Annotated in this window: 16 protein-coding genes; 10 read left to right on the top strand and 6 right to left on the bottom strand. The window is 70.6% G+C overall.

Annotated features, from left to right (window positions below; all coding sequences use genetic code 11):
* Positions 1 to 74: 74 nt before the first annotated feature.
* From ACOKM3_RS21555 to ACOKM3_RS21535, 5 genes are all read left to right on the top strand, one after another.
* Positions 75 to 1649, top strand: a complete 1575-nt coding sequence (locus tag ACOKM3_RS21555; protein WP_426902697.1) for a cytochrome ubiquinol oxidase subunit I — start codon at positions 75 to 77, stop codon at positions 1647 to 1649.
* A 13-nt stretch (positions 1650 to 1662) separates the two neighbouring features.
* On the top strand, positions 1663 to 2667 hold the full coding sequence (gene cydB, locus ACOKM3_RS21550; protein ID WP_426902696.1) for a cytochrome d ubiquinol oxidase subunit II: 1005 nt from the start codon (positions 1663 to 1665) through the stop codon (positions 2665 to 2667).
* A gap of 95 nt (positions 2668 to 2762) precedes the next feature.
* Positions 2763 to 6263 carry a thiol reductant ABC exporter subunit CydD gene (gene cydD / locus ACOKM3_RS21545; protein ID WP_426902695.1) on the top strand — a complete coding sequence of 1167 codons (3501 nt, stop codon included), beginning with the start codon at positions 2763 to 2765 and terminating at the stop codon, positions 6261 to 6263.
* A gap of 95 nt (positions 6264 to 6358) precedes the next feature.
* Positions 6359 to 8089: a sensor histidine kinase gene (locus ACOKM3_RS21540; protein WP_426902694.1), complete on the top strand. Its 1731-nt coding sequence runs from the start codon at positions 6359 to 6361 to the stop codon at positions 8087 to 8089.
* Between the two features lie 231 nt (positions 8090 to 8320).
* Positions 8321 to 9370, top strand: coding sequence for a M23 family metallopeptidase (locus tag ACOKM3_RS21535; protein ID WP_426902693.1), 1050 nt, complete (start codon positions 8321 to 8323; stop codon positions 9368 to 9370).
* 11 nt (positions 9371 to 9381) lie between these two features.
* On the opposite strand, the gene ACOKM3_RS21530 is transcribed toward ACOKM3_RS21535, so the two are convergent.
* The 5 genes from ACOKM3_RS21530 to ACOKM3_RS21510 form a co-directional block, all read right to left on the bottom strand.
* Positions 9382 to 10272, bottom strand: coding sequence for a Cof-type HAD-IIB family hydrolase (locus ACOKM3_RS21530; RefSeq protein ID WP_426902692.1), 891 nt, complete (start codon positions 10270 to 10272; stop codon positions 9382 to 9384).
* Positions 10273 to 10379: 107 nt separating this feature from the next.
* The gene (locus tag ACOKM3_RS21525; protein WP_426902691.1) at positions 10380 to 11333 is read right to left on the bottom strand and encodes an LLM class flavin-dependent oxidoreductase; all 954 of its coding nucleotides are present in this window, start codon (positions 11331 to 11333) and stop codon (positions 10380 to 10382) included.
* Between the two features lie 194 nt (positions 11334 to 11527).
* Positions 11528 to 12508 carry a MerR family transcriptional regulator gene (locus tag ACOKM3_RS21520; RefSeq protein ID WP_426902690.1) on the bottom strand — a complete coding sequence of 327 codons (981 nt, stop codon included), beginning with the start codon at positions 12506 to 12508 and terminating at the stop codon, positions 11528 to 11530.
* Positions 12505 to 14289 (bottom strand): SDR family oxidoreductase, encoded by a 1785-nt coding sequence (locus ACOKM3_RS21515; protein WP_426906863.1) that lies wholly within the window; start codon positions 14287 to 14289, stop codon positions 12505 to 12507. The genes ACOKM3_RS21520 and ACOKM3_RS21515 overlap by 4 nt, the downstream gene beginning before the upstream one ends.
* Before the next feature lie 11 nt (positions 14290 to 14300).
* A complete protein-coding gene (locus ACOKM3_RS21510; RefSeq protein WP_426902689.1) occupies positions 14301 to 15143 on the bottom strand; it encodes a M24 family metallopeptidase in 843 nt (280 codons plus the stop codon).
* Between the two features lie 232 nt (positions 15144 to 15375).
* Here ACOKM3_RS21510 and ACOKM3_RS21505 point away from each other — a divergent pair, with 232 nt between their 5' ends.
* The 5 genes from ACOKM3_RS21505 (at position 15376) to ACOKM3_RS21485 (ending at position 19303) form a co-directional block, all read left to right on the top strand.
* A complete protein-coding gene (locus tag ACOKM3_RS21505; protein WP_426906862.1) occupies positions 15376 to 16395 on the top strand; it encodes an ABC transporter ATP-binding protein in 1020 nt (339 codons plus the stop codon).
* Positions 16392 to 17294, top strand: a complete 903-nt coding sequence (locus ACOKM3_RS21500) for an ABC transporter permease (RefSeq protein ID WP_426902688.1) — start codon at positions 16392 to 16394, stop codon at positions 17292 to 17294. The genes ACOKM3_RS21505 and ACOKM3_RS21500 overlap by 4 nt, the downstream gene beginning before the upstream one ends.
* The gene (locus ACOKM3_RS21495; RefSeq protein WP_327655965.1) at positions 17291 to 18202 is read left to right on the top strand and encodes an ABC transporter ATP-binding protein; all 912 of its coding nucleotides are present in this window, start codon (positions 17291 to 17293) and stop codon (positions 18200 to 18202) included. Before ACOKM3_RS21500 ends, ACOKM3_RS21495 begins: the two co-directional genes overlap by 4 nt.
* A 9-nt stretch (positions 18203 to 18211) precedes the next feature.
* Entirely contained in the window at positions 18212 to 18931 is a 720-nt protein-coding gene (locus ACOKM3_RS21490) for an ABC transporter permease (RefSeq protein ID WP_426902687.1), read from the top strand.
* A 129-nt stretch (positions 18932 to 19060) separates the two neighbouring features.
* Entirely contained in the window at positions 19061 to 19303 is a 243-nt protein-coding gene (locus tag ACOKM3_RS21485; RefSeq protein WP_426902686.1) for an SGM_3592 family protein, read from the top strand.
* Between the two features lie 326 nt (positions 19304 to 19629).
* Here ACOKM3_RS21485 and ACOKM3_RS21480 read toward each other — a convergent pair whose 3' ends face one another.
* Complete coding sequence (locus ACOKM3_RS21480) at positions 19630 to 20454, bottom strand: HAD family hydrolase (protein WP_426902685.1); 825 nt, start codon at positions 20452 to 20454, stop codon at positions 19630 to 19632.
* Between the last annotated feature and the right edge of the window lie 13 nt (positions 20455 to 20467).

Raw genomic sequence — 20467 nt, 5'->3', positions numbered from 1 at the left:
GGTTCCTCCCAGGATTTGTGGGATTAAAGGGGCAAACTGCCGCTGTGACCACGGCGATGTAAGGAGAAGACGCAGTGGACCCGACAACGGTCGCCCTCGCGCCGGAGACCCTGGCGCGATGGCAGTTCGGCATCACCACCGTCTACCACTTCCTGTTCGTCCCATTGACGATCTCTCTGGCCGCGCTCACGGCGGGCCTGGAGACGGCATGGGTGCGCACGGGCAAGGAGAAGTACTTCCACGCCACGAAGTTCTGGGGGAAGCTTTTCCTGATCAATATCGCGATCGGCGTCGCGACCGGCCTTGTGCAGGAGTTCCAGTTCGGCATGAACTGGTCGGACTACTCGAAGTTCGTCGGTGACGTCTTCGGTGCTCCGCTCGCGATGGAGGCGCTGATCGCCTTCTTCTTCGAGTCCACCTTCATCGGGCTGTGGATCTTCGGCTGGGACAAGCTGCCGAAGAAACTCCACTGCGCCTGCATGTGGTTGGTGTCGATCGGCACGCTCGCCTCGGCCTACTTCATCCTGGCGGCCAACTCCTGGATGCAGCACCCGGTGGGCTACGAGATCGATCCGAAGACCGGCGTGGCCCGGCTCAACGACATCTGGCACGTCCTCTTCCAGAACACCGCGGTCGTCCAGTTCACGCACACCGTCTCCTCCGCCTTCCTGACCGGCGGAGCCTTCATGATCGGCGTCTCCAGCTTCCTGCTCTGGAAGATCAAGAAGCAGAAGGACGCCGGCGAGCAGGTCGACCGCAAGCGGACCATCACGCTGCGCAGCTCGCTCCGGCTCGGTCTGGTGACCGCGATGATCGCGGGCGTCCTGGTCGCGCTGTCCGGCGACCAGCTGGCCAAGGTGATGTTCAAGCAGCAGCCGATGAAGATGGCGGCGGCCGAGGCCTTGTGGGACACGGAATGCCCCGCACCGTTCTCCATCTTCGCCGTCGGCGACGTGAGCAAGGGCCACAACTCCGTCGAGATAGAGCTTCCGGGCCTGCTCTCCTTCCTGGCCGGCGACAACTTCTCCAGCTGCGTCCCCGGCATCCACGAGACCGCCAAGGCCGAGGCCGAGAAGTACGGCGGTCAGCCCGAGGACTACGTCCCCAACATCTTCGTCACCTTCTGGGGCTTCCGCCTGATGATCGGCATCGGGCTCACCGCCGCCGTCGCCGCGGGCGCCGGATTCTGGCTGACCCGGAAGCGGCGATGGCTGTTGCCCGAGCATCGAAGGGGTGAGGACGAAATCCCCAAGCTGATGCTCACCAACAAGAAGGAACTCGGCCCGACCGTCACGAAGTGGGGCTGGCGGGTCGGCATGGCCTCGCTGATCTTCCCCTTCATCGCCAACTCCATCGGCTGGATCTTCACCGAGATGGGCCGTCAGCCCTGGGCCGTCTTCGGACTGTTCCGGACCGCGGACTCGGTCTCCCCCGGTGTCAGCCAGACCGAGATGGCGATCTCGCTGACCGCGCTGACCCTGCTGTACGCGGTGCTGTTCTGGATCAACGTACGGCTGATGAAGAAGTACGCCATCAAGGGCCCCGACACGGACGAGGAACCGCCGACCAAGGACCCGAAGCTGCGTGGTCCTTCGGGGGACGACTCCGATGACGACGACGCCGACAAGCCACTGACCTTCGCGTACTGAGAGGAGAGACGCCATGGGCCTCAACGACTTCTGGTTCCTTCTGATCGCCGTTCTGTGGACCGGCTACTTCTTCCTCGAAGGCTTCGACTTCGGGGTGGGCATCCTGACGCGGCTGCTCGCGCGCGACAGGACCGAGCGGCGCGTGCTGATCAACATCATCGGGCCCGTGTGGGACGGCAACGAGGTCTGGCTGCTCACCGCAGCCGGCGCCATGTTCGCCGCGTTCCCCATCTGGTACGCGACGTTCTTCAGCGCCTTCTATCTGCTGCTCGTGATCGCGCTGCTGCTGCTGATCGTGCGCGTGCTGTCCTTCGAGTACCGGCACCAGCGGCCCGAGGAGAGCTGGCAGCGCAACTGGGAGCTGGTGCTCTTCGTCAGCTCACTGCTGCTGCCGTTCCTGTGGGGCGTGATGTTCGCGAACATGGTGCACGGCGTTCCGATCAACTCCAAGCAGGACTTCGCCGGTTCGTTCGGTGACCTGCTGACCTGGTGGGGGCTGCTCGGCGGGCTCGCCTTCACGGCCGTGTGCACGCTGCACGGGGCCGTGTTCACCGCGCTGAAGACGGACGGCGACATCCGGGTGCGGGCGCGTGCGCTCGCGACGAAGGCGGGTGTGGCCACCGTGCTCCTGGGCGGCGGGTTCCTCGCCTGGCTCCAGGTCGAGCGCGGGACGGCGTGGACCGCGGTGGCGTTCGCCGTGGCGGTCGTCGGTCTGCTCGGGACGCTCGTGATGAACGCCAAGGGGCGAGAAGGCTGGGCATTCTCCTTCAACGGGGTCGCGATCGCGGCCGTGGTGGCGGCGATCTTCCTGGCCCTGGTGCCGAACGTCATGCCCTCCTCGCTCAACGAGGCGTGGAACCTGACGATCGACAACACGTCCTCGGGTGCGTACACGCTGAAGGTCATGACCTGGGTCGCGGGGATCATGACGCCGCTGGTCCTGCTCTACCAGGGCTGGACCTACTGGGTGTTCCGCAAGCGGCTCAGCACGAAGAGCATTCCTGCCGGGGCGCACTGAGTTCCCTTGCAAAGGGGTGCGCTGAGCTCTCTTGCAAAGGGGCGCGCTGAACGCCTCGCCCCGTCTGCGTTCGTCTACGTGAGGGTGTGTTTCACGTGAAACCGATCGACCAGCGTCTGTTCCGGTACGGCCGGGCCTCGCGCCTCTTCCTGATCGCGGTGGTGGTGCTCGGCGCCGCCGGGGCGGGCCTGGTCATCGCGCAGGCGATGCTCATCGCCGAGGTCGTGGTGGGCGCGTTCCAGCACGGCCTCGACGTGTCCGAACTGCGGGCGCCGCTGCTGCTGTTGGCGGCGGTCGCGGCCGGGCGCGGGCTCGTGGCCTGGCTGACCGAGCTGGCCGCGCACCGGGCGAGCGCGGCGGTCAAGTCCGAGCTGCGCAGGCGGCTGTTGGAGCGGTCCTCGCAGCTCGGTCCCGGTTGGTTGAGCGGGCAGCGCACCGGTTCCCTCGTGGCGCTCGCGACGCGCGGCGTGGACGCCCTCGACGACTACTTCTCCCGCTATCTGCCGCAGTTGGGGCTCGCGGTGGTGGTCCCGGTGGCGGTGCTCGCCCGCGTCGTCACCGAGGACTGGGTGTCGGCGGCGATCATCGTCGGCACGCTGCCCCTCATCCCGATCTTCATGATGCTGATCGGCTGGGCGACCCAGTCCCGGATGGACCGTCAGTGGCGGCTGCTCTCCCGGCTTTCGGGCCACTTCCTGGACGTCGTCGCGGGGCTGCCGACGCTGAAGGTGTTCGGCCGCGCCAAGGCGCAGGCCGAGTCCATCCGCAAGATCACCGATGAGTACCGCAGGGCGACGATGCGCACCCTGCGGATCGCCTTCCTCTCGTCGTTCGCACTGGAGCTGCTGGCCACGCTGTCGGTCGCGCTCGTCGCCGTGACCATCGGCATGCGGCTCGTGCACGGCGAGATGGATCTGTACATCGGGCTCGTGATTCTGGTGCTCGCGCCCGAGGCGTATCTGCCGCTGCGGCAGGTGGGCGCGCAGTACCACGCGGCGGCCGAGGGGCTCGCCGCGGCGGAAGAGATCTTCGCGGTTCTGGAGTCGCCGCTGCCCGAGGACGGCACGCGGGAGGCCCCTTCGGCCGGCGGAATCGGGTTTGAAAGCGTTTCTGTTCGCTACGAAGGGCGGTCCTCGGACGCGGTCTCGGATGTCACCTTCCAGGTGGCGGAGGGCGAGACCGTGGCCCTCGTAGGGCCGAGCGGAGCGGGCAAGTCGACGCTGGTCAGTGCGCTGTTGGGATTTGTACGCCCCAGTAGTGGACGGATCTCCGTCGGCGGTGTCGACCTCGCCGAGGTGTCGCGCGAGGCGTGGCACGCGCGCGTGGCGTGGGTTCCGCAGCGGCCGCAGCTGTACGCCGGGTCGATCGCGGACAACGTACGGCTCGCGCGACCGGAGGCCGATGACGCCGCCGTGCTCTCCGCGCTGCGGGAGGCCGGGGCCCTGGAGTTCGTCGAGGCGCTGCCCCAGGGCGTGGCGACCGTGCTCGGGGAGGACGGCGCCGGGCTCTCGGCCGGGCAACGGCAGCGGCTCGCGCTCGCGCGGGCGTTCCTGGCGGACAGGCCGGTCGTGCTGCTCGACGAGCCCACGGCCGCGCTGGACGGCGGGACCGAGGCGGGCATCGTCGACGCGGTGCGCAGGCTCGCCGTGGGGCGGACCGTGCTCCTCGTCGTGCACCGCCCCGCGCTGCTCGCCGTCGCGGACCGGGTCGTACGGATCGAGGCGCCCGGCGCGGTGCCGGCGCAGATGCGTGGCGCAGCGCAGGGGGGCCCGTCCGCGCAGGCCCGTGCCGACGCCGTCGAAGCCGCCCCGGTGGAGGTGCCCGGCGCCGGGCCGGTGGACCGGCGCCATGTGCTCGCACGGCTGCGTGACGCCGCCAGGCCGCGCCGCTCGCGGCTCGCCCTCGCCCTGCTGCTCGGAGCGCTCGCGCTCGGCAGCGCGGTCGGCCTGATGGCGACGTCCGGGTGGCTGATCTCGCGGGCCTCGCAGATGCCGCCGGTGCTCTACCTGATGGTCGCGGTGACGGCCACGCGCGCGTTCGGCATCGGACGGGCGATCTTCCGGTACCTGGAGCGGCTCGTGTCGCACGACGCGGTGCTGCGGATGCTGGCCGATACCCGGGTCGCCGTCTACCGGCGCCTGGAGCGGCTCGCCCCGGCGGGGCTGCGCACGACGCGGCGCGGCGACCTGCTCTCCCGGCTCGTCGCCGACGTGGACGCGCTGCAGGACTACTGGCTGCGCTGGCTGTTGCCCGCGTCGGTCGCCGCGCTCGTGGGCGTGGGGTCGGTGGCGTTCACCGCGTGGATGCTGCCCGCCGCGGGCGCCGTGCTCGCGGTCGGGCTGCTGCTCGCCGGCGTCGGGGTGCCGCTCCTGTCGGGCGCGGTGTCCCGGCGCGCCGAGCGGAGGCTTGCCCCCGCGCGCGGGGTGCTCGCCACGAAGGCGGCCGAACTGCTCACCGGTACCGCGGAACTGACGGTCTCGGGCGCCCTGCCGCGACGTACGAAGGAGGCCGCGGAAGCCGACTCCGTGCTGACGCGGATCGCCTCGCGCGCCGCCACCGCGACCGCGCTCGGCGACGGGCTCAGCGCGCTGATCACCGGCCTGACCGTGGCGGCGGCCGCGTTCGTCGGCGTCCAGGGCGTGCGCACCGGGCAGCTCCACGGGGTGTCGCTCGCGGTCGTCGTCCTGACGCCGCTCGCCGCGTTCGAGGCGGTGCTCGGCCTGCCGGTCGCCGTGCAGCACCGCCAGCGCGTCCACAAGAGCGCCGAGCGGGTCTACGAGGTCCTGGACGCGCCGGAACCCGTACGCGAGCCCGAGCGGCCCGCACAGGCGCCGCAGGGCCCCTTCCCGCTCGCCGTGCACGGCCTCACCGCCCGCTACGAGGGACAGGAGCGGGACGCGCTCGCCGGTCTCGACCTGACGCTGGAACGCGGCCGCCGCGTCGCCGTCGTCGGCCCGTCGGGATCCGGCAAGACGACCCTCGCCCAGGTGCTGCTGCGCTTCCTCGACGCGGACGCCGGGACGTACACGCTCGGCGGTGTCGACGCGGCGGCCCTCGACGGCGACGCGGTCCGGCGCATCGTCGGGCTGTGCGCCCAGGACGCGCACCTCTTCGACAGCAGCCTCCGCGAGAACCTGCTGCTCGCCAAGAAGGACGCCACCGAGGACGACCTGTGGGCGGTGCTCGGCCGCGTACGTCTTCGGGAGTGGGCGCAGGCGCTGCCGGACGGGCTCGACACCCTGGTGGGTGAGCACGCCGCACGTCTCTCCGGCGGCCAGCGGCAGCGGCTCGCGCTCGCCCGCGCGCTGCTCGCCGACTTCCCCGTCCTCGTGCTCGACGAGCCCGCCGAGCACCTCGATCTGGAGACGGCGGACGCGCTCACCGCGGACCTCCTGGATGCCACGCGGGGGCGGACGACCGTGCTGATCACGCACCGGCTCGCCGGTCTGGAGGCCGTGGACGAGGTGCTCGTGCTCGACGGGGGCCGGGTCGCCCAGCGCGGCACGTACGCCGAGCTCGTCGCGGTCGACGGGCTGCTCCGGGAGCTTCGACGTCGGGAGGGCGCGGCGGAGGCGCTGGCCGGCGCGGAGAGCTGAGGACCCACGGAGGACGCGCTGAGGACCCGCCTCGTCCCTCCCGCCCACCCGGATCCCGACTTTCCTCGCCAATTGGCACTAATTAGGCTCGTCACATGGCAGCACCCACGGACCCCGGCGCCCCGCCTCCCGCCGAGCCCGCCGCGGCTTCCCTGGAGGCGGCGACCGAGGCGACACGCAGTCTGCACGGTCTGTCGGCCGAGCTGACCGCCCGGCTGCCGCAGCTCCTGGAAGCGATGCGTTCCGTGGGCACAGGCCTGGAGCTGCACACCACGCTCGACCGGATCTGCGAGACGGCCGCCGAACTGACCGACGCCAAGTACGCCGCGATCGGTGTCGTCGACGAGGACGGCGAGGGGCTCTCGGACTTCGTCTACTCCGGGGTCGACGAGGAGACCGCGCGGCTCATCGGGCGGCTGCCCGACGGGCACAAGGGGCTGCTCGGCGCGCTCATCCACGACCCCGTGACGGTGCGCCTCGCGAACCTCGCGGACGACCCGCGCTCCTGCGGCTTTCCCGCGAACCATCCGCCGATGCACACGTTTCTCGGCCTCCCCATCCGCGTACAGGGCGAGATCTTCGGAAACCTCTACCTCACGGAGAAGCACGGCGGCGGAGAGTTCAACGACGACGACCTGAACATGGTCCGGGTGCTCGCCACGGAGGCGGGTATCGCCATCGGCAACGCGCGCCTCTACGAAGCGGCCAAGCAGCGCGAGCGGTGGATCGACGGCTCGGTGGCGGTGACCACCGCGCTCCTTTCGGGCGGCGACGCCGACGACGCGCTCCAGGTGGTCGCCGAACAGGCCAGGCACCTCTCGGACTCGGCGGCCGGCATAGTGATGCTGCCCGCGGAGGAGGGCGGCATGGAGATCGTCGCCGTCGACTCGGACGGGCCCTCCACCGCGCTCGGCGTGATCGTGCCGCCGGAGAGCGAGATCATCTCCGAACTGCTCGAAGGACAGGCCGTGTTCGTCGAAGACGCGGCCACCGACCCTCGCATGCTGACCGGCCTCGCGCAGGACTTCGGGCCGTCCATGATGCTGCCCCTCCAGAGCGGCGGGCGGGTCATGGGGACGTTGGTGATGACCCGCGCGCGCGGGGAGCGTGCCTTCAGCGAGGCGGAGCGCACCCTGGCCACCCAGTTCGCCTCCCAGGCCGCGCTCGCCCTGGTCTCGGCCGACGCGCAGCGCGACAGGGAGCGCCTCGCCGTCCTGGAGGACCGCGACCGGATCGCGCGCGATCTGCACGACCTCGTCATCCAGCGCCTCTTCGCCACCGGGATGATGCTGGAGACCGCCCAGCGCCGCTCCGTGGTGCCCGAGGTGCAGGACGGCGTCGGCAAGGCGGTCGACGAGCTCGACACCACGATCCAGGAGATCCGCACCGCGATCTTCGCGCTACAGCAGGGGCCGGCCGAGGCGCCGTCGGGCCTGCGCACCAAGGTGCTCCGCGAGATCAACATGGCCGCCGTGCCGCTCGGGTTCAAGCCCTCGCACCGCTTCCTCGGGCCGGTCGACACGGTCGTCGGCGAGCTCACCGGCAAGCACCTCATCGCGGCGCTGCGCGAGGCCCTGTCGAACGCGTTCCGGCACGCGGAGGCCGACCGCATCGACGTCGTCGTGGACGCCACCGTGCTCCTCCCCGACGGGCGGCAGGGCGTCCGTCTGACGGTCGCGGACGACGGCGTGGGCATCAAGGAGGGCGGGCGGCGCAGCGGCCTGAAGAACCTTCAAAGGCGGGCCGAATCGCTCGGCGGCGCCAGTTGGCTCGAGGCGGGGCTCGACGGGGACGGTACGACGGTGGTGTGGCAGGCGCCCTACTGAGGCGCGCTGCTGAGGTGCCCTACTGAGGTGCCCTACTGAGGCGCGCTACTGAGGTGCCCTACTGAGGCGCGCTACTGAGGTGCCCTACTGAGGCGCGCTCCCCGTGCCGATGACGCCGCCCGACGCCCGCCCCGGTTTGGCGGTACGTTCCTGCGCCGTACGGGGCACCCGTTCCCTCGGCCGTACCAGCCCCACAGGAAGCCCGGCGTGCGGCGGTCGACGATCCGATGCATGCGTCAAGGACCCCGCAGGCCCCGCATCTCGCTCGTCCTCCCGGTGCTGCTCTGCGCCCTCGTGGCCCTCGGCGGCCCGCCCACGATCTCCCAGGGCGCGGAGGGCCCCGAGGCGAGCGCGGACGTCGCGCGCCTCTTCGAGGAGGCGTCCACGGCGACGCAGCGCTACGAAGCGGGCCGGAAGGCCGCCTCCGTACAGAAGGCGGAGGTACGCACGATGGAGCGGCTGCTCGTGCGGGAGCGGCGGCAGATCTCCGTGCTCCACGAGGACCTCGGCCGGATCGCGCGCGCCCAGTACCGCAGCGGCGGCGACATCCCCGTCACGGCGCAGATGCTGCTGGCCGGGGACCCCGAGAAGCTGATGCACGGTCAACGGGCGGTCTGGCAGGCCGATCTGGCCCTCAACAACGCCGTGGACAAGAGCAGGCGCGCCGAGCGCAGGCTCGCGGACGGGCAGCGCAGGGCGACGGACGCGCTGCGCTCCCTAAAGGAGCGCAACGCTCGGCTCGTCATCCTTAAGAAGAGCATCGAAAGCAAGCTCGAAGCGGCCCGCTGGCAGCTCCAGGGGCAGGCGGACACGTCGGTCGCCGCAGGGAAGTGCCGGGGCGCCGTACGCCTCAAGGAGCCGAAAAGCTCAACTACGCGCGCGTGGCTGCCACCTGTGGAGAAGTACGAGCTGTCCGCGGGCTTCGACAGCGCGGGCGAGCGCTGGTCGCACCGGCACACCGGACAGGACTTCGCGGTCGACATCGGCACCCCGGTGCGCGCGGTGGGCGCGGGCCGCGTGGTGAGCGTGTCCTGCGGTGGTGCCTTCGGCATCGAGGTCGTCGTACGGCACCCCGGCGGCTACTACACGCAGTACGCGCACCTCGCCGCGGTCACCGTCGACCAGGGGCAGAAGCTCCGTGCGGGGCAGTGGGTCGGCCAGTCGGGCACCACCGGCAACTCGACGGGGCCGCACCTGCACTTCGAGGTGCGGCTCACGCCGTATCTGGGGTCCGGGGTGGACCCGGTGAAGTGGTTCGCCGAGCGCCACGTGAAGCTGTAGACGTCGTGGAGTCAACGGGCCGGCGCGTGCGCCGCCAGGATGTCCTCGATGACGCGGGCAACGCCGTCCTCGTTGTTGGTCGCCGTACGGGCGGTCGCCGAGGCCAGGACCTCGGGGTGCGCGTTCCCCATCGCGTAGGACGTGCCCGCCCAGGCGAGCATCTCCATGTCGTTGGGCATGTCCCCGACGGCGACCACCTCGGCGGGCGCGATGCCGCGCTCCGCACAGCACATGGCGAGCGTGCTCGCCTTGGAGACGCCGGGTCCGCTGATCTCCAGGAGCGCCGTCGGGCTCGACCGTGTGATGGCCGCCCGGTCGCCCACACCCGAGCGGGCCAGCGCGAGGAACGCGTCGGGGTCGAGCTCGGGGTGGTACGCGAGGAGCTTGAGCACCGGCTGGTCCGCGACGGCCGCGCCCTCGAAGTCCGCGGCCAGCAGCTTCTCCGCGGCGGCGACGGTCTCCCCGGGGTCCAGGTGCAGCGGCGGGTACGCCGGCTCGTGGTGCAGGCCGCCGGTGCGCTCGACGGCGAAGGTGGTGCCGGGCGCGACGTCGCGCAGGATGTGGACGACGTCGAGCGCGTCCGGGACCGTCAGCTCGCGGATCTTGACGAAGCGGTGCTCGCCCGCGCCGCCGTGCAGGTCCACGACGGCGGCGCCGTTCCCGCAGATCGCCAGGCCGTGGCCGTGCACATGGTCGCTGACGACATCCATCCAGCGGGCCGGGCGGCCCGTCACGAAGAAAACCTCGATGCCGGCCTCTTCCGCGGCGGCGAGCGCGGCGACCGTACGCGGCGAAACGGTCTTGTCGTCGTGCAGCAACGTTCCGTCGAGGTCGGTGGCGATCAGCCGGGGCGTGGGGGCGGAGGGGGCCGGAGTCCGGGGCCCGGGAGTCGGTGAGGTCACCGAACCATGTTCGCGTATATGCGCGCACGGGCGTGCTGCGGGGCGCACAGATGAGTGCGCACCTGGCTCATGCGCCCCGCCCGGGCCCCGGTGTGACGGAGCCCGATTCAGTCGAGTTGGGCCAGGGCCTCCGTGGCGATCGCCTCGAAGACCTTCTGGTCGGCCGCGAAGTCGGTGTCGGGGATCGGCCAGTGCAGGACGAGCTCGGTGAAGCCCAGCTCCCGGTGCCTGCCCGCGAAGTCCACGAAGGCGTCGACGGAGGTGAGGGGGCGGGCGCGGTCCGGGGTGAATCCGGTGAGCAGGATCTTGTCCGGTTCGTCCGCGTCACGGCCGATGGCCTCGCATGCGGCGGCCAGCTTCGAGACCTGCCCGCGAATGGCCTGAATCGACTCCTCCGGGGTGCCCGTCGCATACAGCTTCGGGTCGCCGGTGGTCACCCACGCCTGCCCGTGCCGCGCGGCGAGCTTCAGGCCGCGCGGGCCCGTCGCGGCCACCGCGAACGGCAGCCGGGGGCGCTGTACGCAGCCCGGGATGTTCTGCGCGCCGACGTCGCCGCCTGCCGAGTAGAAGGTCCCGTCGTACGAGACGGTGTCCTCGGTGAGCAGCCGGTCGAGCAGTGGGACGAACTCGGCGAAACGGTCGGCCCGCTCCCGCGGCGTCCACGGCTCCTGCCCGCTGTGCGCGAGGGCGCTCGCGTCGAAGCCCGTGCCGCCCGCGCCGATTCCGAGCGTGATCCGGCCACCGGAGATGTCGTCGAGCGAGAGCAGTTCCTTGGCGAGGGTGACGGGGTGCCGGAAGTTCGGCGAGGTCACGAGGGTGCCCAGGCGGATCCGCTCGGTGGCGGTGGCCGCGGCCGTCAGCGTCGGGACCGCCCCGAACCACGGCCCGTCCCGGAACGGCACGCGCCAGGACAGATGGTCGTACGTGTACGCGGTGTGGAAGCCCAGCTTCTCCGCGCGCACCCACGTCTCGCGTGCGCCCTCGTGCCAGCGGCGGTAGGGCAGGATCACGGTGCTCAGGCGCAGCGGTCGAGGGGGTGTGGCGGGAGCGTTGTCGGTCATGCCTGTGAGCGTATGCGCAGTGGGCGCGACGGTCGTCCGGGGCGGTTCCACCGTGTGTCTCCGCGCTGCTTGTGGATGTCCCTGGATGTCCTCGCGGACCCCCTTGGATTGCTTTCGCAAATTTTGGTCCGGATGTTTGATCCACAGCCAAGTCCAGTTATCCACAGGCCAGTTGGTGATTCTGTGGACAACTCTCAAGCCGGATCGCCCTTTTGGTCAACAGTGGGAATATTGCCGGGGTTTGAGGCCAATGCGTCCAATGTCCTTGTCTGCACCTCGCGTTCGGCTGCCGCCGCGATGAAGGACGAGACGTGCTCAGGCCCAACAAGCCTGCGCACGGCCCGCATTGTCTCCACCGGTATGGCGACGGATTGCTGTTCGTCCGCCGCTTCGACCGCCGGTCCTTCGGCAAGGTGGCGATGGAGGTGCCGGGTGGCGAACATCCGCATCGCACGGGCAAGTTCGGCGTCCACGGACTGCTGCGCGAGCGGCCGAAGACGTCGCACGAGCGAGGCCGCTTCGGCCGCTTCCGTGTCCGTCGGCGGTTGCGGACCGAGATAGCGCGCGAAGACGTGCTCGGTGGTGAACTCCAGGAAACGCGCCGCTATATGTTCGACGTGCCCCCTCAACTCCCTGAGGTGACCGGAAATTGCGGACAGCGGAACGCCCGCAGCGTGCAACTCGGCGGCGACCGCAAGCTCTTGAGGGCTCGGTACGAGGAACTCGTCGTCCTTCCCCGGCACGCGCTCGAGCACGCCGAGGTCGAGCGCGTCCCGTACGGCGGCCTCGTCGGGTTCGCCGCCGAACCTCTCGTCCAGTTCCGCGCGCGTGATGCGCCCCGCCCGCTCGTCCGTCCACGGCCCGTCCACCTCCGCGACCAGACCGAGCACGCCGCCGAGGCCCCGTCCCGCGTCCCAGGCCTCCAGCAGCTCCTTGATGGACGCCAGGGTGTAGCCCCGGTCCAGCAGGTCGGCGATCTGGCGCAGCCTGGACAGATGCGTGTCCGTGTACACATTGGCCCGCCCGCGGCGCTCGGGCCGCGGCAGCAGCCCACGGTCCTGGTAGGCGCGGATCGTACGGACCGTGGCGCCACTGTGGTGGGCCAGGTCCTCGATCCGGTACTGGGCGGCCGACGGCTCCGCCCTCTCCTGTGGCCCCGGGGTATCGCTGCTCACAGTGGCGGCTCCATCCGTGCGACCGCGCGCAGGGCCTTGGGCGTGAAACGGGACATGAAGTGGGCGCCGCGGGCCTCCGGGGTGACCGGGACGACCGCCTTGTTGTGCACGACGGCGCCAAGGATCGCCTCCGCGACCTTCTCCGGCGGGTAGTTGCGCAGGCCGTACAGGCGGGAGGACTTCTTCTGGCGGCGCTGCTCCTCCTCGGCGTCCACCCCGGCGAAGCGGGCCGTCGCCGTGATGTTCGTGTTCACCAGACCGGGGCAGATCGCGGAGACCCCGATGCCCTGCCCGGCGAGCTCGGCGCGCAGGCACTCGCTGAGCATCAGGACGGCGGCCTTGGAGGTCGAGTACGCGGGGAGCGCCTTCGAGGGCTGGTACGCCGCCGCGGACGCGGTGTTCACGATGTGGCCGCCCTGTCCGCGCTCGGCCATCTGCTTGCCGAACAGGCGACAGCCGTGGATGACGCCCCACAGGTTGACGTCGAGGACCTTCTTCCAGTCCTCCGGTGTGGTGTCGAAGAACGAGCCGGACAGACCGATCCCCGCGTTGTTCACCAGGACGTCGACCACGCCGTACTCGGCGGCGACCTTCTCGGCGAGCTTCTCCATGGCCTGCTCGTCCGTGACGTCCACGGTCTCGCCCCACGCCTCGGGGGCGCCTATGAGCCGGGCCAGCTCGGCGGTCCGCGCGGCGCTCTCGGCGTCCCTGTCGACGGCGACCACGCGCGCGCCGGCCTCCGCGAAGGCGAACGCGGTGGCCCGCCCGATGCCGCTGCCCGCGCCGGTCACCAGGACCAGCTGACCGGCGAACCGGTCCGCGTGCTTCCCGTCGGCCGCAGGGCGCTGCGCCGGCACTCCCGCCGCTTGCCCCTCGTTCGCGGTGACGAACTCGGTGATCCAAGCCGCGAGTTGATCGGGACGGGTGCGTGGAACCCAGTGCTTGGCGGGCAGCACGCGGCGCGTCAACTGCGGCGCCCACAGCTCCAGCTGGTCGTACAGCTTCGGCGACAGGAAGGCGTCCCCGAGCGGCGTGATGAGCTGCACGGGCGCGTGCGCGTACGCGTCCTCGCGCGGGCGGCGCAGCCGCGACCGTACGTTGTCCCGGTACAGCCAGGCCCCGCGGGCGGCGTCCGAGGGCAGCGACGACGTCGGGTAGTCGCCCGCGGGGACCCGCTCGACGCGCTCCAGGATCTTCGGCCAGCGCTTGCCGAGCGGACCGCGCCAGGCGAGTTCTGGGAGCACCGGCGTGTGCAGCATGTACACGTACCAGGACTTGGCGCCCTGGCCGAGCAGCTGGCCCACCTTGGCGGGCGTGGGCTTCTTCACGCGCTGCTTGATCCAGTGCCCGAAGTGGTCGAGGGACGGGCCCGACATCGACGTGAAGGACGCGATGCGGCCCTGTGTGCGCTTGACCGTGACGAACTCCCACGACTGCACCGAACCCCAGTCGTGCCCCACCAGGTGCACGGGCCGGTCCGGGCTCACCGCGTCGACGACCGCCAGGAAGTCGTCGGTCAGCTTCTCCAGGGTGAAGCCGCCGCGCAGCGGTTGCGGCGCCGTCGACCCGCCGTGTCCGCGTACGTCGTAGAGCACTACATGGAACCCGCAGTGGTCCGCGAGGCGCGCGGCGACCTCCGACCACACCTCCTTGGAGTCCGGGTAGCCGTGCACGAGCACCACCGTCGGCCGCTCGGCCCCGCCGGGCTCCCCCAGTTCGACGACGCACAGGTCGATACCGCCCGTGCGCACCCGGCGCTCGCGCGCGCCGTCGATCTTCATCAGGTCCGTCATCAGATGCCCTCCGCCCAGCGCCGCACGTGCGGCAGATCGTCGTCCAGCCAAAAGGCGCTCTCCTGCGGGTCCTTGGAGTCGGTGACCACGAGGAGCTCCTCGAACTTGGCGCCCGTGCCCCGGAATCCGAGGTGGGGCTCGACCGCCCAGAGCCCCGGCTGCGGCGGGTGGTCGGAGAACTTGTACGGCGACCACAGCGGCGACCAGCCGTCCCTGTGCCCGTGCAGCGCGTCGCTCGCCAGGCCCTTCAGGGACTGGGTGCCGAAGCCGAACAGCGTGGCGTTGATCCGCCGCTCCTTGACCCGGTCGACCTTGTGCGCGATCACGCCGAAGGGATACGCCCGGTGCCGGTTCGCATAGCCCTGGCGGACCATCAACCGCTCCACGTCCTCGTAGATCTCCCGCAGTGAACGCCGCTCGCGCACCTCGCGCAGGATCAGCTCGCGGTGCGCCTCGAGGTCCGAAAGCAGCTTGCCGTGCACGGGGTTGGGGCCGAGGCAGCCCGAGTAGCCGATGTCCGCGGTGAATCCCTGGTGGACCGGGGCCATGTCGAGGATGAAGGGCATCCCCGCCTCCAGCTTCCGGTTCGTCGGGAAGAACTGCAGCGGTACGCGGAAGTTCACGAACGCCGTGCGGTCCCCGAACCAGGCGAAGGGCAGATGGAACCAGTCCCGCACCCCGCGCTCGCGCAGCCACTCCCGCTGCATCCGCGCCGCCTCGCGCTCGGTCACACCGGGCTTGAGCTGCGCCGCGACCGATTCCGCGCACGCGTACGCGAGCCTCTGTACTTCTCTGAACCCCCGCAGTTCCGCCGAGAGTTCACGTACCACCGCTGAGGTCATGCCACCGTCCGTCCCGGTCACGGCCGCCCCGATACCGTGACCGGGCCGTCGCCGTACGCGCTCGTAACTTGACACTGATGAATGTGACAATGCCTGGCGGCGGCGTCAAGAGGCGTGCAGGGGCTACTCAGGGTGGACCCCTAGGGACCCGTAATACTCAGGTCTTATACGAGGTCGACCCCACGGTCTGACGAATTGGTGTGGCCTGCGCCACTACCGTCGAACCGTGACTGTGATCGCGACCGAAAGCCTGAGCAAGCGGTTCCCCAAGGTGACCGCGCTTGACCGGCTGACCATGGACATCGGGCCCGGTGTGACCGGACTCGTCGGATCCAATGGAGCCGGCAAGTCCACCATGATCAAGATTCTGCTTGGTCTGTCCCCCGCGACGGAGGGCCGAGCCCACGTGCTCGGGCTCGACGTCGCGGACCCGTCATCGGGGCCCAAGATCCGTGAGCGCGTCGGCTACATGCCGGAGCACGACTGCCTGCCGCCGGACGTCTCGGCGACGGAGTTCGTCGTCCACATGGCGCGCATGTCCGGCCTGCCGCCCACGGCCGCCCGCGAGCGCACCGCCGACACCCTGCGGCACGTGGGCCTGTACGAGGAGCGCTACCGCCCCATCGGCGGCTACTCGACGGGCATGAAGCAGCGCGTGAAGCTGGCCCAGGCGCTGGTGCACGACCCGCAGCTGGTCTTCCTCGACGAGCCGACGAACGGCCTGGACCCGGTCGGCCGTGACGACATGCTCGGCCTGATCCGGCGCGTGCACACCGACTTCGGCATCTCGGTCCTCGTCACCTCGCACCTGCTCGGCGAGCTCGAGCGCACCTGCGACCACGTCGTCATCATCGACGGCGGCAAGCTGCTGCGCTCCAGCTCCACCACGGACTTCACGCAGGCCACGGCGACGCTCGCGATCGAGGTCACCGACAGCGACGAACACCCGGACGGGACCAAGGCGCTCCGCGAGGCGTTCGCGCAGCGCGGCATCGAGACCAGCGCCGGCGGTGAGCTGCCCGGCGCCGGGCACACGGTCCTGATCACGGCGCAGGGCGAGGAGACGTACGACGTCGTGCGCGACATCGTCGCGGACCTGGGCCTCGGCCTGATCCGCATGGAGCAGCGCAGGCACCAGATCGCGGAGGTCTTCCGCCCCGAGGCCGAGGAGCGGCGGGAGCAGGACTCCGAGCGCGCGGCGGCCTGGGCGGCCACCGCCGCATCGCAGCAGACAGGAGGCGCGGCGCGATGACCACCGAGCCCATGCCGACGGACCGCGCGTCCACCCAGATCCACAACATCGGCTACCGCCACTACGACGGCCCGCGCCTGGGTCGCGCGTACTCCCGCCGCTCGCTCTTCTCACAGAGCCTGCGCGGCGCCTACGGACTCGGCCGCTCGGCCAAGTCCAAGGTGCTGCCGATGCTGCTCTTCATCGTGATGTGCGTCCCGGCGCTGATCATGGTCGCGGTCGCCGTCGCCACGAAGGCGAAGGACCTGCCCGTCGACTACACGCGCTACGCGGTCATCCTCCAGGCGGTGATCGGCCTCTACGTGGCGTCCGCCGCGCCGAACGCCGTCTCCCTGGACCTGCGCTTCAAGTCGATCCCGCTCTACTTCTCCCGCCCCATCGAGCGCGTCGACTACGTAGTAGCGAAATTCACCGCCATGGCATCGGCCCTGTTCATCCTCACGGCCGCGCCGCTGATCGTGCTCTACGTAGGCTCTCTGCTCGCCAAGCTGGACTTCACGGAGCAGACCAAGGGATTCGCCCAAGGACTGGTATCCGTGGCGCTGTTGTCGCTGCTCTTCGCCGGGATCGGACTCGTCGTCTCCGCCGTCACCCCGCGCCGCGGGTTCGGCATCGCCGCCGTCATCGCCGTCCTGACCATCTCCTACGGAGCGGTGTCCACGGTCCAGGCGATCGCCGACGCCCAGGACAACGCCGGGGCGGTGACCTGGCTCGGCCTCTTCTCACCGATCACGCTCATCGACGGCGTGGGGACCGCGTTCCTCGGAGCGAGCTCGTCCTTCCCGGGGGCACACGGACCCTCGGCCGGCCAGGGCCTCGTCTACCTGCTCGTCGTCCTCGGGCTCATCGCCGGCTCCTACGGGCTGCTGATGCGCCGCTACCGGAAGGTCGGACTGTGACCACGATCAACATCGACCACGTCTCGCGCTGGTTCGGCAATGTCGTCGCGGTCAACGACGTCACGATGAACATCGCCCCCGGAGTCACCGGCCTGCTGGGGCCGAACGGCGCGGGCAAGTCCACGCTCATCAACATGATGGGCGGCTTCCTCGCCCCGTCGAACGGATCGGTGACCCTCGACGGACAGCCGATCTGGCGCAACGAACAGATCTACCGGCACATCGGCATCGTCCCCGAGCGCGAGGGGATGTACGACTTCCTCACGGGACGCGAATTCGTCGTGGCCAACGCCGAGTTGCACGGCCTCGGCAAGAAGGCCGCCCAAGAGGCGCTGGCCACGGTCGAGATGGAGTACGCGCAGGACCGCAAGATCTCGACGTACTCCAAGGGCATGCGGCAGCGCGTGAAGATGGCCTCCGCGCTCGTCCACACCCCGTCGGTGCTGCTGCTCGACGAGCCGTTCAACGGTATGGACCCGCGCCAGCGCATGCAGCTCATGGAGCTGCTGCGGCGCATGGGGGACGAGGGCCGCACCGTCCTGTTCTCCTCGCACATCCTCGAAGAGGTCGAGCAACTGGCCTCTCACATCGAGGTGGTCGTCGCGGGCCGGCACGCCGCGAGCGGCGACTTCCGCAAGATCCGCCGCCTGATGACCGACCGCCCGCACCGCTATCTGATCCGCTCCAGCGACGACCGGGCGCTGGCCGCCGTGCTGATCGCGGACCCGTCGACGGCGGGCATCGAGGTCGACCTGAAGGAGGGCGCGCTGCACGTCCAGGCCGTCGACTTCGGCCGGTTCACGACGCTGCTCCCGAAGGTCGCGCAGGCGCACGGCATCCGGCTGCTCACGGTCTCGCCGTCCGACGAGTCCCTCGAGTCCGTCTTCTCGTATCTGGTCGCGGCGTAGGAGGCCCTGATGTACGACCCCACTGTCGCCCGACTCACCTACCGGGCCCTGCTCGGCAGGCGCCGGGCCCTCATCCTCTTCGCGCTGCCCGTGCTGCTGGTCGTGATCGCCGCGCTCGTGCGCGGGCTCACGGGGGCCGACGACCAGACCGCGTCCGACCTCCTCGGCGGTTTCGCGCTCGCCACGATGGTGCCGCTGATCGGTGTCATCGCGGGCACCGGCGCGATCGGCCCGGAGATCGACGACGGTTCCGTCGTCTATCTGCTCTCGAAGCCGCTCAAGCGGCCCACGATCATCTTCACCAAGCTGATCGTGGCGATCGGCGTGACCATGGTGTTCTCCGCCGTCCCGACGCTCATCGCGGGCTTCATCCTGAACGGGAACGGGCAGCAGATCGCCGTCGCCTACACGATCGCGGCGCTCGTCGCCTCCATCGCGTACGCGGCGATCTTCCTGCTGCTCGGCACGGTCACCCGGCACGCGGTCGTCTTCGGCCTCGTCTACGCCCTCGTATGGGAGGCCCTGTTCGGGTCACTGGTCTCCGGGGCGCGCACGCTCAGCGTGCAGCAGTGGTCGCTCGCGGTCGCCCAGAAGGTGGCCGGCGGCGACCTCGTCACCTCGGACGTGGGGCTGCCGCTCGCGACGGTGCTCCTGGTGGTGGTGACGGTTCTGGCGACCTGGTACGCCGGGCAGAAGCTGCGGACCCTGAAGCTGGCCGGGGAGGAGTAGGACCCCGCCGTCGCACGGGCTCCGGGTCGTTTCCTGACGCCGATTTCACCCTCCCACCAGGACACTGGTGGGAGGGTGCGCCGTTCGACGGCGCCCCGATGAAGACCCGGAGTACCCGGAGGACCCGCGATGGCACACGAACCGAACCGCGAGGGGGACCGGCCCGGTCAGGGCGACGACACCTGGGACGACGTGGTCCTGGACACCGACTTCATACGCGCCGCCGAAACGACCGAACCGTCCGCGCGGGCCCGCATGCTCGCCGAGCGGTGGCGGAAGGGTGGGCCCGAGCCCCAGCCGTGGCGTTCGGACGAGCCGCCCGCGGGGTGGTTCTTCAGCAAGGCGCGGCGGCGCAGGTGGCGCCGCCGGTGAGCCGGTGGGCACCGGCGATTAATTCGGTGGCGTCGAACTCCCGGGCGCGGCACAGTAGTTGTGTCAGTGCGCCGGCCGTGGCGCCCAAGGACCGGGAGAGGAGCGCGGCGATGTCCTTCAACAGTCCGTCGAGCTCCCGGCAGGGCGGCCCGAGGCAGGCTCCGGAGTAGTCATTGCACTCCGTCGAGCCGCGCCCAGGGTGTTGCCCGGGGCGGCCGCTTCGAGCGCGTGTCGTTCTTCCGTGACACGCGGGCCGCCCACCCTTTGCATCGAGGGCCGACCCCGGTACAGCCGGGGCCGGCCCTCGATGCGACATCACAAGCCGCTCAGCCGAGCAACCGCTCCAGCACCACCGCGATGCCGTCGTTCTCGTTCGACGACGTCACCTCGTTGGCCACCGTCTTGAGCTCCTCGTGGGCGTTCGCCATGGCCACGCCGTAGGACGCCCAGCCGAACATCGGGATGTCGTTGGGCATGTCGCCGAAGGCGATCGTGTCGACGGCCTTGGCGCCCAGGCGCCGGGCCGCCAGGGAGAGCCCCGTGGCCTTGGAGAGGCCGAGCGGGAGCAGCTCCACGATGCCCTCGCCCGCCATCGTGACCCCCACAAGACCGCCCGCGACGGTACGCGCGACCTCCGCCAGCTCGTCGTCGGTCAGGCCCGGATGCTGGACGTACACCTTGTTGAGCGGCTGCGCCCACAGCTCCGCGAGCTCCGTGAACGGGACGACCGGGAGCGGGCCCTCCTGCACCTCGTAGCCGGGGCCGACGATGACCTCGCCCTCGAGGCCGTCGCGGCTCGCGGCGAGCGCCAGCGGGCCGAGCTCGGCCTCGATCTTGGCGAGCGCGAGCCCCGCCAGCTGCCGGTCGAGCGTCACCGAGGTGAGCAGCCGGTGCTCCCCCGCGTGGTAGACCTGCGCGCCCTGGCCGCACACCGCGAGGCCCTCGTAGCCGAGGTCGTCGAGGATGTGGCGGGTCCAGGGCACGGCCCTGCCGGTCACGATGATGTGCGCGGCGCCCACCGCGGTGGCCGCGGTGAGCGCGTCACGCGTGCGCTCGGAGACCGTGTCGTCGGAACGCAGCAGCGTTCCGTCGAGATCGGTCGCCACGAGCTTGTACGGAAAGGCAGGGGCGAGGGGAGCGGGGTGGCTCACTTGGCGTTCGGCT

The sequence above is a fragment of the Streptomyces nidicola genome (assembly GCF_050106155.1).
GTDB lineage: Bacteria > Actinomycetota > Actinomycetes > Streptomycetales > Streptomycetaceae > Streptomyces.
This window is presented reverse-complemented; position numbering and strand designations above follow the sequence as displayed.